11 protein-coding genes are annotated in these 16,583 nt (G+C 45.9%); 2 read left to right on the forward strand and 9 right to left on the reverse strand.

Annotated features, from left to right (window positions below):
• Positions 1-63: 63 nt before the first annotated feature.
• The 4 genes from H6859_05170 to H6859_05185 form a co-directional block, all read right to left on the reverse strand.
• Entirely contained in the window at positions 64-1,923 is a 1,860-nt protein-coding gene (locus H6859_05170) for a hypothetical protein (protein USO06558.1), read from the reverse strand.
• 54 nt (positions 1,924-1,977) lie between these two features.
• Positions 1,978-4,164, reverse strand: a complete 2,187-nt coding sequence (locus H6859_05175) for an autotransporter domain-containing protein (protein ID USO06559.1) — start codon at positions 4,162-4,164, stop codon at positions 1,978-1,980.
• 90 nt (positions 4,165-4,254) lie between these two features.
• Entirely contained in the window at positions 4,255-5,058 is an 804-nt protein-coding gene (locus H6859_05180) for an alpha/beta hydrolase (protein ID USO06560.1), read from the reverse strand.
• Positions 5,059-5,477: 419 nt separating this feature from the next.
• Entirely contained in the window at positions 5,478-6,683 is a 1,206-nt protein-coding gene (locus tag H6859_05185; protein USO06561.1) for a class I SAM-dependent methyltransferase, read from the reverse strand.
• A gap of 372 nt (positions 6,684-7,055) precedes the next feature.
• Here H6859_05185 and H6859_05190 point away from each other — a divergent pair, with 372 nt between their 5' ends.
• Entirely contained in the window at positions 7,056-9,791 is a 2,736-nt protein-coding gene (locus H6859_05190; protein ID USO06562.1) for a M10 family metallopeptidase C-terminal domain-containing protein, read from the forward strand.
• Between the two features lie 2 nt (positions 9,792-9,793).
• Here H6859_05190 and H6859_05195 read toward each other — a convergent pair whose 3' ends face one another.
• The gene (locus H6859_05195) at positions 9,794-10,486 is read right to left on the reverse strand and encodes a transglutaminase domain-containing protein (protein ID USO06563.1); all 693 of its coding nucleotides are present in this window, start codon (positions 10,484-10,486) and stop codon (positions 9,794-9,796) included.
• Positions 10,487-10,541: 55 nt separating this feature from the next.
• On the opposite strand from H6859_05195, the gene H6859_05200 reads away from it, so the two are divergent.
• A complete protein-coding gene (locus H6859_05200) occupies positions 10,542-11,747 on the forward strand; it encodes a hypothetical protein (GenBank protein ID USO06564.1) in 1,206 nt (401 codons plus the stop codon).
• On the opposite strand, the gene H6859_05205 is transcribed toward H6859_05200, so the two are convergent.
• From H6859_05205 to asnB, 4 genes are read right to left on the reverse strand one after another with little or no spacing between them, the layout of a single operon-like run.
• Entirely contained in the window at positions 11,691-12,383 is a 693-nt protein-coding gene (locus H6859_05205) for a methyltransferase domain-containing protein (protein ID USO06565.1), read from the reverse strand. The two genes, H6859_05200 and H6859_05205, sit on opposite strands and share 57 nt — an antisense overlap.
• The gene (locus H6859_05210; GenBank protein ID USO06566.1) at positions 12,380-13,261 is read right to left on the reverse strand and encodes a sulfotransferase; all 882 of its coding nucleotides are present in this window, start codon (positions 13,259-13,261) and stop codon (positions 12,380-12,382) included. Before H6859_05210 ends, H6859_05205 begins: the two co-directional genes overlap by 4 nt.
• On the reverse strand, positions 13,254-14,600 hold the full coding sequence (locus tag H6859_05215) for a flippase (protein ID USO06567.1): 1,347 nt from the start codon (positions 14,598-14,600) through the stop codon (positions 13,254-13,256). The genes H6859_05210 and H6859_05215 overlap by 8 nt, the downstream gene beginning before the upstream one ends.
• Positions 14,591-16,495, reverse strand: coding sequence for an asparagine synthase (glutamine-hydrolyzing) (gene asnB / locus H6859_05220; GenBank protein USO06568.1), 1,905 nt, complete (start codon positions 16,493-16,495; stop codon positions 14,591-14,593). The genes H6859_05215 and asnB overlap by 10 nt, the downstream gene beginning before the upstream one ends.
• Positions 16,496-16,583 lie beyond the last annotated feature (88 nt).

A 16,583-nucleotide genomic window follows, 5' to 3' on the forward strand; every position in this document is an offset into this window, starting at 1 on the left:
TTAATATTGTTAGATGAATAAACTGTAAAAATGACGAATTATTTTGAGATAAAAGAATTTACTCTATGGCAGCGCAGAATCTACAGAAGTGCTTGATTCTTCTTCAGTATCATCTTTGGTTTGCTCTCCTGACGTCTCCAGATCTTGCTCACCCAAATTAGAATCCTGTTCATTACCTGTCTCAGGCGAGCTTTCGTAGTCTACTATCGCCGCCTGATCGTGCGGATTTTCTTCGTTTGCTACGTCTTCCGGCTCACTTTCATCCGAATTTGTGCCCTTCTGATCTGTACCATTCTTAAGCGTCATTTCATTCATACGTGCTTGCATTTCCTGCATGGACTTTTGCAGCGCTGCATTTTCGGACATCAACTCATCGATATTGGACTGCAGATTTTCAAAATCTTTTGCAGCACCGTCAATTGCATTCAAATCATTTTGCAATTGAGACAACTCAAAATTCTGTGATTCCAGTACTCCAAGACGCTTCGCGAGCGCTTCCACATCGTTTTTCTCTTGGCTGCACACACGTACAACCGACAGGGGACCTGGCTGTTCTGGCTTACCTTGACGCAAAGCTTCTTTCTCCCGTTCAAGAATCTGCATTTTCTCCTTCAGGCTTTCAACCAATTCCTGTTCATCAAAATTATTACTATTACCTGCGAGATAGGGTCTCAAAGGCTCTATGGCTTCAGGCACATCGACATTACACGATTCTGATAAATCAATAACTTTTGGCTTGGCACGAATAACGTCCAGCGCGCTTTGCCCGTACAAGTCGGCCTTTTTTGAACTCTTCACGGGCGCGGCAATCTTTTTGCCAGCAACTTTGTCCAAAACCTTTTTAAACATGCCCGATGCACCGGTAGAATCTTCAGCAGTGTTTTCGACCGTTTTTTGAGGTTGTGACTCTGGAGATTTTCTATACGCCCTTTCCATTTCCTGCGCAGCGGAAAGCTCTGCTGCATGATCAGTTTCAACGTATAACGCGCGGTTATTTTGCACTGGCGGGGGTGTATTTTGCTTTGCCAAAGCGGGGCGTTTAGATTCCCGTTTCGGGAAACGTGACATTCTTTCAAATTCCGGCTCTTCCGACACTGCCTCTTGCCATTCAGTCTGCACTTCTCTGCCCTGTTCTTCGCGCTTTTCACCCGAACTCGGGCTTATGCCGACGACCTCTTCTGCACGGATATTGCGCGCCGAAACGCGAATTTCTTCACTTGGTTGCTTTGGCGGCTGCATTTTCTTTTCAAAAGATGGGCGCAGATCCTCAAAGGGTTTTAGCACCACCTTCTCAAACGACCGTTGTTTTATCGGCGCCTTGAGTTTTATCGCCGACTTTGCGAGACCAGATGTGACCACCCCCTCTTTGGGTATACTGAGTTTGACAGATGAGGCAGCGCTTACTGTCTGACTCTCTCCCCCCGATGGCGCAGTATCTTGAGCGTGGTATTGATTAAACGCTTCACGGCCAAAACACTGAGAAAGCTGATCAAACAACCCTTCCTGATTAGGGTTCCTAAAACCGTAGGACGGCTGGCCCGCTATATGCACATCAACACCCTGCACATATTGCATGGCGCTTAGAATATTGTCAGGATTATTAAGCTTTACAACCAGCCTGGTTGATGAAATAGCCTGCGCATCAAGCATTTCACGATACCCTTCCCTTCCCGTAAAGCTGACATTATAGATCGTTCCGGGTTGAAATGACGGCGTTTTGAAGGCGATAAAGACATCCGCCCAATCTTGCTCGTAAAAATGAAATATTAGACGATCGATATTTTGTTCATATTGTCTTGAAACCCGACAACCTCGGCCCTGATAGCCCTCAATCGTATCAGCACTCCATACTGAGGTGGGTAATAGCTCGTGCTCTACCGATGATGCATTTGCCCCATAAGGAAAAAACAATGCCAAAACCATAAAAAAAGTCGTCTTTTTAACGCGCATTAAAGCCATCACCGCACTCACACAGTATTAAAATTTATAGACGCCGCGCAACGATGCGCTGTGAAGATCTAAATCACCTTGAATTTCGTAGTCATAATTAGCTTTCAGCTCCCAAAGCTCTTCAGAAACCGTAACGCCTGCCCCCATATTCACGGTATGTCTCTGAGAATCAAACCCCTCAAGGCTGAGCTGTCCACCTCCGCCTTGCAGCGTTGCAATGGTTTCACCGTTATCACCAATAACATCGTAGCTATATCCAGCAGACATTTCAGGTATTACGTAGGTTCCACCGTCTGTCTGGTTTTCCCATTTTGCAGAAATTTTAGGGCCCATTTCAAGCGCATGTACAGAATTTTCATTTACAGTCAAATTCAAGCCACCTGCGCCGGTTTCACGATAATTTTCTGTTTCAATATACGAATATTGCGCCCCAAAACTGGGGGTTAAAATCAACGCATCACGTTTATAGTCTGCCCCAATATCCGAATAAAGCGTGATCTGTTCACTATCATATTGAGCGTTGGCCGTTGCACCTGTACCGCCAACGTTTTTTCTCGAACTTTGAATGTCATTTGTACCCCAAACCAAGGCACCATTGATAAACAAATTATTGTCAGTATTATATGTCCCGTACAAACCAACCTGATAGCTGCTTATGTCAGTTTTGGTTTGGTTTGCATTGCTGGCGCTGACATTTGTCGACGCATATGTACCTGACATACCTAGAACAATCTTCTCATGAAGGCCGCCTGTATCATACCCGACAGAGACCCCTGTAGCGTCTACCTCATAGCCATCAATTCCTTCACGTGCGGATTGCTTGCCCGTTGAACCAAAGACCTGCCCCCAAACACGCCCGCCCACAATTTCGTCACTATCGTCGTAGTCATCACCGGAACTCACGCCCGTAATACGCCCACCGTTACGTAGATACAAAAGACGGCGAAGAGCTAAATCAACCGTTTTACCCGTAACAAAGTTCGATGCGAGAGTTGAGCTAGAATCTTGGTGAGGCTGAACAGATTCCAGAACCTCATTATACGCTTCTTGCGTTGACGCATTTGCCAGATTGTTTTGCACAATCAGAATATCGGTGTTTTCCGTTGTGGTCAGCTTCTGCAATAGAAGCGCTGCCATTTTAGAATTATTGGCAGTCGTTGACGACCCTGTCACGCTTTTACGCGCCACAACCAAATCAGCGTCATTGCCGTTTTGTGCAAGACTGAAATCGTACAGGAAGGAGCTATCAACCAAAACCGGAAGCGTAGTAGCACCCCCATTGCCCTGAATAACTCCGGCCAGAGTTTCCGCTACCAACACCTCCGAGCCATTCTCAATATTCAGATTAACCGTTACACCACTCAAATCAACAGGACCACCGCCAGTGAAGGCTAGAACACCGCGTGATGTTGAACCCGTATCGCGGTTTAGCCCCAGCGTTACAATGCCCGAATTGGCATTAGCGTCATACGTATTTACCGTCAGTGTTGAACCGGCATCAATCGTAAGAGTTCCATCGAGATCAAGTGTTTGTGTGACATTAGCAACACCACTCAGGTTTAATTTAGCCCCAGAACCAATAGCTATATTCGCCAAAGGCGTTACCCCGCCTATTGAACTCTGTGTGGTGAGCGTTCCACTGTCTATATTTAATGTTACGGAGTTCATCGAACCAGTAAGTGAAAAATTGCCACCGTTAAGATCTGCACCTACATTGACATCATCTCCCGAATGTCCATCTATTTGACCGCGCACAAAAAGCCCGCCATTCAGACTTAGCACCTCACCACCATCGCCTGTCCCAAGATCAATATCGCCCTGAACTGCACCATTATTGGCGTCACCACCGCTACTATTTGTAATAATATCTGCCGATGCGTTCCACGTGTCTCCATCTCCTATCGATAGACTGTCGATAGGAGATGTCCTACCAATCGCCGCTCTTTGATCGACTGTTATACCACCACTGTTTGTAGTAATCGTTCCCACATTCAGTGTGCTGCCATCGATAGTTTCATCAATCTGAACGCTTCCACCAATGGTCAACGTTACCGTATTATCTATAGTCAGAGGAGCGGTTGTGTCTTCATCGAGAGTACAGTCCGCACCTGGAAGAACAGCTGTACAATCTTCCGCGTAAACAAAATCAGAAGTTGTAAAAAAAACTCCAAAAGAAGAAGCCGCAACCAGCAGACGGACTGTACATTTCATCATGTTAAGGTCATGTTAAATTTACTATGCGCCGCAGAAACGCGACATTTAGAAAAAAGGGAATGCAAATACTAAGCTCACTTGCTGTAGATGTTATCGATTCGCAAGGTTATTGTCAACGATGGAAGGCTTTTCGTGCGGCCCTATGCACAGTGCAAACGGAATGTCCAGCAATACATTCCAGACTTCTGACCAACCGCGGCCATGTGTCACGTGCGGAACAGTCTGTATCTTTATGCAATTTTTGTTATGCAAATTGTGCAGGTAACTTTCAGCAATGGACAACGGGACAACGGTATCGTTTTGTCCACTAAAGTGAATTTGCGGGATATGTGCAATTCTAGAAGCTACATCAACGGGATTAAGAGACCCGTCAAGCGGGGTTACATCATGGTGCTTAGTGAAGGCTGCATGGTCAAGATTGCCAGCAACAGTTCGGATCGATTTAACATCATCGCGTAAAGCAGCGATGAGAACTGCCACAGCACCACCGCCCGAAAACCCTATTAACTCTATATCACGGGCACCATTTTGTTCTTTGAGCTTAGAAACAGCCTCATTCATAGAGCGGATAATGACTGGAGAAAACCGTTCAGTCGTCCAGTTTTTTACACTGCAGGCACTTAAAAGGTCTTGCTGAGAATAATGACAAGGGCGTGCTAAATAGGCTTTATTTGTATAATTATCGACGATCATCAATTTTAAAACGACAGGATCGCGTGGGGTAGGGTCTTTTGAGGGCTTGCTTCGTGAGCGATATGCCAGCCCGTCACCTTCGATATAAATTCGTAAAGGCTGTTTATTATCTTTGAAAGAATGATATGCAGTAATAGCAAAATTTTGCGTTTGTACAACGTCTTTTTGCAATCCGTTACGCTTTGCCAGATCTTCTGCCAAAATATAATATTTCTGAGAAGCAGTGCCACACCCGGTAACCTGTAAGCAAATTATAAAAAGCAGAACTCTGAATGAATAACGACACTGAATAACCATTGTTTTTGCAGGCCTTTGAAATAAAAAATGGGGCTAAAGCATTTAAAGGAAATTAACGCACAATCTATTCAGCGGCTTCAAAAACCTCCGGTTCTTTATAGCTCTTCTCTATACTCAGGTTCGCGACTAAAAATTCAAGCATTAGATTCCTGTTCGTTTCTTTCCCACCAACATGATAGAAACAATCTCTGGTTAAATATTATATTTTATAATCAGAGCATTTTGATATGCGTATTTTCTCTATAATCGTTGCTGTGCCATGCTGAAAGTATAAAATCAGATGATGCTTTTTCCAGCGCGTTAAACAGCTCCTTCCACAGAACTTACCCTTCCTTAAGCACAACATTCCCTCGACTGCCCAGCACCCGGTAGATTTCAAGCCAGATCTTGTTAAAATCTTCTGCACTCATGTTGTGCTGGTCTGAGCAGATTTGGTAAATATCATTCAGGCTAGTTTCCCCGTCCATTTGTGAAGCTATTTTAAGGTGCTCCAGTTCTAAACGCTCCATGACCGGTTGGGCGAAGGCCACACCGCCAGAGAATTCCTGCTGCCTTAAACGCCGTCCTGGACCGATCAAGACGGGGATCAAGCTCAAATCACTGGGATCAGGCATTTGCGGCTTGTTGTTCTCTTTTTTCGTTGCAAAAAACATATGGCGGGCCATCGTGCCAGAGAGAATTTCGGCAAAGGCCATGCGCTGTTCTTCCGGCAAGTCTCGCACCCGATCGCGCAGCGGCCCTTCCGAAATCATCAGCAAAGGATCGTAGTGCGCCTTGGGCAAAAAGGATAACAGCCTTAATGATGAGGCTGCGAGCATTTCAAAGATTTGCGGTACAGTATAAGCGCGGTCTTGAGGATGGAGATAACGATCAACCAGCTCCGCATCCGGTATATTGAGCGGGAAGACATTGCGCAGAGGGTTTTGTTCCGGCACGGCGGCTAAAATTTCGTTTACGATAGGAATGCGCTTGTCCAGCGCTTCGGTTTCTTCTGTGACCATGCCTGCCAAATTCTGAATATCGTAGACAATTCTTCGACCCAACTCGCCATAGAGCATAATGCTCATGACCCCATGGTCTTTGAGAACTGAGCACAGCGCTTTTGCACCCTCGTTCGGTTCTTTGAGATGGTGGAGAACACCTGAGCAATTGATGTAGTCGAACGTGCCGTGCTCCCCTTTGGGCAAATCGAGTAAGGAGCCTTGCACCACTTTAACGTTCTTATATCCCTGATGATCGAGGCGTTGTTGGGTTATGTTGTTGGAGACTTCAGAAAGATCAAGGTGAATGATCTGCGCATCCGGGTTCACGCTTGATAATTGCATGGCTAGATGCAGCGTCGCATCACCAGTTCCGCCGCCTGCCACCAATACGCGGCAATCTTTTTGGCGACACCATGCTTGACCGCTAAAGCCATAATGACCGATCAGCACCAAATCATTCATAAAGGTGATAATCGGCGCATCACTTTTTGGATCTCTATACGGGTAAGGATAGGCTTCGTATTGTTTTTGTAAATCTGCGGACATTGCCTGGTAAGTTATGTGGTTAAAATATCGGCATAACGATACCCCGACATCTGTCTAACTTGTGTTGACGGGGCACAGGAGAAAATAATGTTGATTCTGAAGGGAGAATTTTTAAACTCCTTTTTTGAAGAATTAGCCGATTGGGATCGCCAACTCAAGCCTTTAAAAGAAGAGATTTCTAAAAACTATGAGGAGCCATGTCTAGGAGTGGTTTCCTGAAATATATATAAGAACGAGACAAAGGGCGGATAGATTGTATTTTATGTAATATTAAGCAGCATGCAACTTTCTTGTTATATTCTGTTATGAGGGCTGGGAATTTATAAAAAAATCAAAGGGTATCAGACGGTGTTGGAAACTTCAGATTTTTCCATGGATTCAAATACAGTTATTGGATGCGGGTGTGCGGCTTGTCAAAGCGGGCAACCGGATTTAGTGAACTATACGCAAGATGATCCCTTGTATCAGACAAACGGAAATCCGCCGATTTACGCACCGAGTGGTCCGTCTGATCCCAATACTTTTGCTAATTATTTGACGCACGGTTTCTGGCAGGACACTGGCAGCAGTGAGCGTTCGTGGACGCAGGACAATATTACCTTCAGCCTGTCGAATGAATTTAGTGCCGATCAAAAGGCCGGCATACGGATGGCCTTTGATCTTTGGGCTGATGTTGCCGATATCGAATTCACAGAAGTCGCCAGCGGTGCAAATATGACTGTACTGGAAGGTGACGATGGCGGGGCTTGGTCAAGCTCTACAACCTCGGGCACAACAATTGTCAGCAACACCATTTCGATCGATACCAACCCGTCATACTGGACAAATTTCAATGATCTTGGCGATTATGCATTGATGACGGCTATTCATGAGATCGGTCATTCTCTAGGGCTTGGTCACACTGGAAATTACAACGGTAGTGCTGATTATGCGACTGACGCACAATGGACTGATGATACGCATCAGATGACCGTGATGTCATATTTCAATGATCAGAATGTCGGCAGCGATCACTGGAATTCTTCTGGTATTTGGCAGTATTCGGCGACACCAATGTTAATCGATATCCTGGCCATCCAAAATATCTATGGCGCTGATTATACAACGCGCAGCGGTGATACAACCTATGGTTTTAATTCCAATGCCGGACGGGATCAGTTTGACTTTACAGTTTCAGATGTCCCCGTGGCAATCTGGGATGGCGGTGGAATTGATACGATCGATCTGTCCGGTTTTTCACGAGCACAAACGCTGTACTTAACTGAAGGCGATTTCAGTTCTGTCGGTCAAAGCATGGATAACAACCTCGTTATTGCCTATGGCACCGTGATTGAGAACGCAATCGGTGGCAGCGGGGACGATATAATTTATGGTAATGCGGCAGATAACTATATCCGCGGTGGCCTTGGTAACGATACGGTTCACATCAGCCTCGGCAATGACACACTTGATGGAGAGTCTGGCAATGATAGTGTGGTGTATAACTATTCAGTCAGTGAATTGGCATTCAATTTCATCGACAATATGACCGTGGCAATCACACATGTGGTGCAGGCTTTCACAGACTTTATATCAAATTTCGAAAATTTCATTTTCTCAGATGGTTCTTACACGCGCGCGGAACTTGAAAGCACTTTTGCAGCTGAAGAGTTTGTGACAAGTTTTGAATGGTCGGGTGGTAAATACTTCCACAACACGACGGCAGCTGAAACAACAACGCTGAATGCCTCTGATATGGGGTATAGCGGAGCGTCCGGAAGCACAAATCTGGCAACGATGGATCGCAGCGGAAATGAATTAACAGTAACATTGTTAAGCAGTAGTGCGCCGAATGTCATGAAGATTGTCGGCGCACAGAGCAGTGATATTATAACCGTTAACGGCACGCATAGTGACGTCACGCTCAGAATTTACGGCGGTGATGGCGCGGATGTAATTACTGTGGCTTCAGGCGTAAACGGCAGTGATCGGATTTATGGAGAAGACGGCGACGACACGGTAAATGGCGGCAGCGGTGCGGATTATATATGGGGCGGTGCGGGAAGCGATACGCTCAACGGCGATTCCGGGATAGACAAACTTTACGGTGGCAATGACAATGATACGCTTAATGGTGGTGACGATCGTGACTTTCTATACGGAGATGCTGGTAATGATACGCTGAATGGCGACGGTGGCAATGATGTCATGCGCGGCGGAATTGGTAATGATACGCTGAATGGCGGTGAAGGATATGATCGTCTTTATGGAGAAGATGGCGATGACATCATAGCGGGTGAAGGCGGAAATGACAGAGCCTATGGCGGCGCTGGTGATGACATATTAAGTGGTGGCCTGGGACAGGACTTTCTGTATGGTGAAGCGGACAATGATACGCTTTATGGCGGCGATCAGGCTGACTATCTTTATGGAGGGTCCGGTATCGACGAACTGAACGGAGATGATGGAAACGACCGCCTATATGGCGGCGATGACGGGGATACGCTCAACGGAGGCGCCGGAGGTGACTTCCTTTACGGTGAAAACGGCAATGATACGCTGAATGGCGGCAACGGTTCTGATACGCTACAGGCCGGAGCCGGGGATGATATTCTGAACGGTGATGCACATAACGATAGTATGTACGGCGGCACCGGCAATGATACTCTCAATGGTGGAAGCCATGATGATCTGCTCAACGGGGAAGAAGATGACGACCGTCTAAACGGCGGTGACGGCAGCGATAGTCTCTATGGTGGAACCGGTATGGATACGCTGGTTGGCGATGCCGGCATTGACTTCCTCTATGGCGGTGTTGATGCGAGTGTCGATGTGTTTGGCTTTAGCGCTGCAGAAGACAGCCAGGACCGTATTTATAATTTCACGCTTGGCATCGATCAGATTAACATTACGGATTTGTTGAGCGGGTATTCACACGGGTCATCTGATATTGATGATTTTGTGCTGATTGTTCATACAGGCTCACGCTTTGATATACAAGTAGACCGCGACGGCGGTGGCGATAGTTACGTGCAGACGGCACGCGTTTTCACTGATATTGCCGATAGCCTTACAGCGCAGGACTTACTGGACAGCGGCGCATTGATTGCCAATAGCACTCTGGCATAAAGCTATTTTCTAAAAAAATTATATCTGAATTCAGGCCAGTTAATATCGGGTACGCAGTTATAGGGCGGATAGAAATAGCCGTGGCGTGAATAGAGGCCATAAACGAACGTATAAGGACCTTCCATCAACCAGTAAATTTTTCCTTCGTTGGATGTATGCCAGATATCAGAATTTCCATTTTTTACTTGCGTATACCAACGTTCAAGGCTGACAGGTTGCATTTCTTTATCAAGACCCAGCCACTGTTCGTTGGTATCCACCATCATCCAGCCACGCCGGGTTTTAACTTCGACAATAGAATGCGAGTGCACAAGGTCCTTATCATTTGAAAGCAGTGATTTGATCGCTGAACCAGTCTTTGCCGTGCTGTATAAACTGGCCACCCGGGTTTCAAATCCGGCCAGACGAAGCATTTTGTCAATGACCCGACTACGATCACTGCATTGAGCATAGCCAAGCTCAAACAGATCTTTGGGTTCACGCGGGCGATTATCGGGCACCTGTTTCTGGAGAGGAGTCGTATTCAAAACGGCGGATTGAATAGCCCGAATATCTTCCAGTTCTTCTTCAAACGTTGTGTTGTGTTTGATGTCCTGCCAATCATAGTTTTGCGCTGAAATGATTTTGTGAATGTAGCGTTCATCATCTTTTGTTATAGTTTTGGAAACATTGTGCATAGAGGCAGTTATAATCAATGCGCAAATCCCTGTAACACCTATCGATAATAAAAATATCCTGGTCGGTTTTTTCATGGTTGAGTCTTCGGAATCAGTTTCATTCTTCTTTAAGATTATTTGGGTTGCCTATCTTGTGCTGGCCCCATTTTATGTACTGCAAAGTGGATATCCACAGCCTGCTGATTTTGTTCTGCTTTTAGGACTAGCGCCCGCATTGGGACTAGCAGCTTTAAAAAGCGAGGTTCGCATTCCAACAGCAATTCTTCTGGGTATAGGGTTCGTAGTGCTAACATTTACTATCAATATCATACATTTTGTTTTTACGTCTGACCTCAAATTTTTACTGAGTTCGCTTTACTATGTTTATAACTTCGGAGTGTTTTTGTTTGCTCTACAGCTTTTTAAACTTGCGCCGCAAACGATCAACCACCTGACATATTGGGCACTGGCAGCCAGTATTTGCATCGAAACGGTCTTTATTCTGTTAGACTATGGAAGTTCGATACGTACGCAAGGAACTTTCAATAACCCCAACCAGCTTGGCTATTGGAGCCTGCTGTCCTTTGCGCTGCTAATCATTATAAAACGCCATGAACGGCTCACATTAATGGATGCTGCCCTGATCCTGATGATGTTTGTCACGCAGCTTGTATCATTGTCTAAGGCAGGAATCGTTTCCATGGCGTTTTGTTTGTTGATCGTATTTTTTTCCCGGCTGATGTCTGATACGTCACGACTTTTTTTGATTGGGATCGTGTCGGTTGGTTTAGCTTTTATGTTGATTACGCAGAACGATTTATTGTCGAAAGTTGCAGATTTCAAGCTGATCGATACGGTATATACGCGTATCAGTACGATCGGTGCTCAAGGCGATGATAGTCTTCGTGGACGCGGGTATGACCGGATACTAGACAATCCACATTATGTGCTTTTAGGGGCGGGCGAAGGTGCAAATTGGCGTTATAACCCGCAAGGAAAAGAGCTTCATTCCGGGCTAGCAACGCTTTTGTTTTCCTATGGTATAGTTGGATTTTTGTTGTTCTTTACGTTTTTATTTTTTGTTTTCAGGGGACGCCCCTGGCGATACATCTTCTTGCTGGTGCCTATCATGATGTACGGGCTAACACATCAAAATATCCGCTTTACCTATTTTTGGGTGGTTATCGCCGCCGCTTATTCAGGATGCCATTTCGAACAGCGCGCTGGAATGTATAAACCGACGTTACTTACGGATGACAGCGATGTTGGAAAAGCACCACCACGGCAACACGCGTCCTAACGTTTCTCCCAATGACATGATAGCCGGGAGACTGTTACAACCTTTGATCTGAATAAAGTCATTGCGGTATTCAACAACGTCAAGCTTCAGAATATTTTCAAGAAAATTAATCCAGTGTGACATGTCCCATGTCATGACGTGACCACGATTGACGTAATGAGTTTTCGTAATATTAGAGATTAAAACGCCGGGTCGGGCAGGATTGGGCACGGCAAGAATAAGATAACCACCATCTTCAACCAGCCCTAGAGCATCATGGACAGCCTGAACGGGGTTGAGCATATGCTCTAGCACATGCGACATGATTACGACCTTAAATGTGCGCTGGATTTTGTTGGAGATATCAAAATTGCGCTCATCAATTAAATATTCTGCTTGCGGGGATATGCGGTTGCAGGTGATCTCCAGACAGTTTTCGTAAGCATCAGCAATATGAATTTCCCGCTGGCCTTTATCTTGAATGAGCGCCACAGTCTGCCCCAGCCCGCACCCAATATCCAAAACCGCATCCCCATCCTGGGAATACTGGATGGCCAGATCACTGATAATTTTATGATAGGGCAGCGGGTGTTTTTTACCCTTGATGTTGATGTGTTTATTGCCCTGTTCTTCCCAGGACGAAATCTTGCTACTCATAAATTGCTCCAGTATTGGGCCAGCTGCGGCATGTTTTTTTGAATATGCTCGGCTTCGCGGCCCCAATGTTCATCGATATAATCAAGCACGATTTGCGGAATAATATAATCCGGCTTGGTCAGGTTGTTGATTTTGTTTGCGTAAAACTTCCTATCAGGCATGAAGCTTTCATTGAGCCCTAAAAAGCGATAAACACGTTTTATTAGCTCCTCCGGCGCCTGTTTGATCTCTTCATACAAACCAATAAAAAGTTGGTCTTGCGGCAGGCATCGGCTCCATTTTTCAAATACATCCCCAATATTCGATTTTTTCTGCGCAAAAGGAGCGCACAGCCATTCCATCATTTCGTCTTCACCCACAGATGCAAAAGGTCTATTCTCAATCATCACAAAATGTTGAATTAGGCTGGATCGGATTTGCTGACAGGGATGACGAAAGACAAGCAGGAATTTCATGTAAGGGTTCAACTCCAACATTTTTTTAATCAATGCTTCGGAGATATTGCAATAGGCCGGCGTGTATTCACCGGCAATTCGCCCTTTAACAAAACGCTCGGCGAATAAGCGCTGATACCATTCAAAATTCATTGAACCTGAAAAATAACAGGCATCCCACAGCAAATATTCGAAAGCCGTATTCTTTAAAAACTCGGGCCGGTGGGATATGTTCATAAAGGGTGTGGCCTTTTGTTTAATCCGGCTGGTGAGATGCCAGCGATAGCGAGGGTTATGTGATGGAACATCAGGATCGATTGTATCAAGAAAATGCAGTTCCTTGAGCGGAGGCACCCAAGATTCCGGATGATGAGCGATCATCGAAAAAAGCCAGGATGTTCCTGCACGCTCCGTACCAACACCGATAAAATCCGGTTTACTCATCTGTTTGTTTTCTGCTTTCCGATAACAGGCCTTTTGACAAGACATATAACAACGCACCAGCATTGCGCAGATTAAGAGCAATGACCGTCGATATCGCTGCCCCTACAATACCATAGACCGGGATGAGTACAATATTGAGCATAATGTTCAGCAGAGCAGCGGCGAACGTAATCCACATCGCCTGATCTTCGTATTTTGTCATGATCATCAGGAACGGTACAGGTCCCCAGAATGCATTCAGGACATATCCAGTCAGCAGGACGTAGACAACAGGTAAAGCTTGTGCATATTCCGTCCCAATAAAATTTAGAACGACCTGCGCACCTAGCGCGATACAAATGGCCATCGTCGCAGTCGATATAGCCTGCAGTTTCATGATCTTACCATACAGGTTGCATAGACCGGACGTATCATTCTGGTGAAACGCTTCGGCGGCGCGCGGGGAAAAAACAATATTAAGCGCCATCATTGCGATGGTTGCGGCCTGCGCGAGTTTAGCGCCCGCACTATACAAACCAACATCGCTCGCGCTGGATAAAAGCCCGAGCAAGACAATATCAGAGCGGTGAATAAGCATTTGCGCGGAAATGACCAGCATCATCGGCAGGGATATCCTTAACCAACGCCGGTAAAGCTGTATCTGGTTTTCGTCTTTGATGTTTTCGGCTGCTTGTTGTTTTTTCCCCTCTTCGGATACTGGTTTTAAAGGCCGCACCAAAGCGATTGCATGCGTTGAAGAGGTAATCAAAAGCCCAAGAAAGATACAAACAAGCGCAATCAAGACTACGACAGCGCTGCTCATTGAAAACCCTGCTAGAAAAACTATGGCAAGAAACCCCAATAATAGAATTTCTTTCAGCCCGCTTTCATAGGTCAAGGCCAAGCTTTCTTTTTTAAACCCTTTTAAAACACCGCTATTGAGTTTTATCAACGCGATGAACAGCACCAATATTACGCCAATGATCAATGTGGTTTGTGTATAGTCTTCGGACAGAAGAACATTGGCATACAAACCATAAAGACCAAGGCCCGCAAGGGTGGACATCCCCAAAACCCATGCGAATGAAAATCCATAGAATTTGCGCAATAATGATGCTTGTTTTGCCAATGTAAATTGTGGGATCAAACGAACAGACGAAGCCTGAAAACCAAAATTCCCCAGCAAGGCACAGAGCATCGCCGAAGAGAAAATAAAATTAAAAACGCCATACTGTTCAGGAGCCAGCATGCGAGCCAAAAGCAGGTGCGACAAAAACCCGCAGACCAAGCCAATGGCCTGCACTGAAAACAGGCGGACGAGCAGTTTTACAAAACCTTGTGGTGGTTGTTCTATCGACATGTTTCCGCCCAGTTTTGTAAACACACAATGGTCCAGAGATAATGACCGTAATCGGCCTGGCCGGAAGCATGCGCATCCCAATAAAGGCTTACAAAATCCGGATCGATCAGGCTGTGTTTTTTCAATGTACTAACGCAGAGCATATCTTCTGCCCAGTCTCTTAAATCTTCGCGCAGCCAGCGCCCATGCGGAATACTAAAGCCTTGTTTTGGGCGGTCAATCAGAGCATCTGGAATATATCGCCGCAAAAGCTGCTTGAGAGCATATTTGCCATGATGCCCCCTGATTTTCATGTCATGCGACATGCTCCAGCCATATTCGATGACGCGGTGATCCAGTAAAGGCGATCGTAATTCCAGACCATGAGCCATTGAGCAACGATCTGTTTTAGTCAACACATCTCCGGCCATAAACATACGCGTATCAAACGCCATCATCCGTTCAATTGGATTGCTTACAGGCAAAGTCTCAATCATTGATCCATAGGCTGTGTCATCAATGTTTTGAGCGCGCTGTCCGGTCACCCCTGACCAATAGCTATGCAAAAGCGGGTAAAGCTCATCAGGATCATCAGCCGCGATTAACGCAGAAATTTTACGACGCTGGGCAGCAGAAAACAGGCCGCCAGCCAAAGGAAGTGCGGTAAGGGCTTGTCCAACAGTGCGGCGCAATCCATTAGGGAGCTTAAGAACGGGCAATAGTTTTTGTGCACGAAAATACCAGCTATAACCACCGAATGTTTCATCGCCTCCATCACCGGTCAGGGCGACCGTCAGTTCTTTTTTGGCCAGACGACACACATGATATGTGGGAATCGCTGATGGATCGCCAAAAGGCTCATCAAACAACGAATTGATATGCCGGGCGGTCTTCATGGCCTCAGCGGATGTAAGCAGCATTTCGGTATGCTCTGTTCCGAGATGAGCAGAAATTTGCGCGGCATGCGGCGCTTCATTGTAGCGCGAATCATCAAACGCGATTGTAAAACTTTTGACCGGCTGATCGGCATGCTTTTGCATCAACGCGGTAATAAGCGCAGAATCCACGCCGCCAGACAAAAAAACTCCCAAAGAAACATCGGCAATCATCCGTTCTTTAATGGCTTGGGTGAGAATATCCTCCAAACCGTTAAGCTGAGAGTGTTCGGCTGCACTTTGACGCTCTTGACCGGTAACAGATTCAAAGTGCCAATACGTTTCAGCATGTTCCTGCGGTGTGAACGGATGAATAAAATCTTCAAGGGGGCGTGTAATAAACTGTGCGGGTGGTAATTTCCAGATATTTTCATAGATTGAGTGAGGATCAGGAATATAGCGCCACTGCAGATAAAGCTGAATGGCTTTGTTATTGATGTCCGGTTTTCGAAAAGCCTGTACCGCCGTAAACGCTTTAAGTTCAGAAGCAAATGCAAAAACGTTCACCCCTTTATCCCAACCGAAGTAGAGCGGCTTTTTGCCGCAGCGATCTCGCGCCAAGGTCAATGTGCGCTCTTTACAATCAAACAGGGCCAGAGCAAACATGCCGGCAACTCGCTTAAGTGTGTCTTTGATGCCCCAATGCTCAAATCCGGCCAGCAGAACTTCGGTGTCTGAATGACCTTGAAAGCCGCAGCCAAATTTTTCCAATTCGTTTCTTAAAGCTTGGAAGTTATAGATTTCACCATTATACGAAATGACATAACGCCCAGATGAAGAGCGCATTGGCTGTGCGCCGGCTTTGGAAAGATCAATTACACTTAAGCGCCGGTGAGCAAAAGCCAGCCGCTTTTCCTGAGGCTCTATCCACATGCCGTGGTCATCAGGACCGCGGTGTGTGAGCGCGTCGGCCATTGCCTGAACGACATGCTCAAGGTTTTCTGTTTTCTGGATTTGAAAATATCCGGCAATTCCACACATTCAGGACGCTTACTCACAAGAGGCGGGTTAAGAAGACGAACGGGCATTCGACTTTTTTGCTCAATCTTCACTATAAAACCGATTACGC

This window comes from Rhodospirillales bacterium (assembly GCA_023898785.1).
In the GTDB taxonomy this organism is placed as follows: domain Bacteria; phylum Pseudomonadota; class Alphaproteobacteria; order Micavibrionales; family Micavibrionaceae; genus TMED27.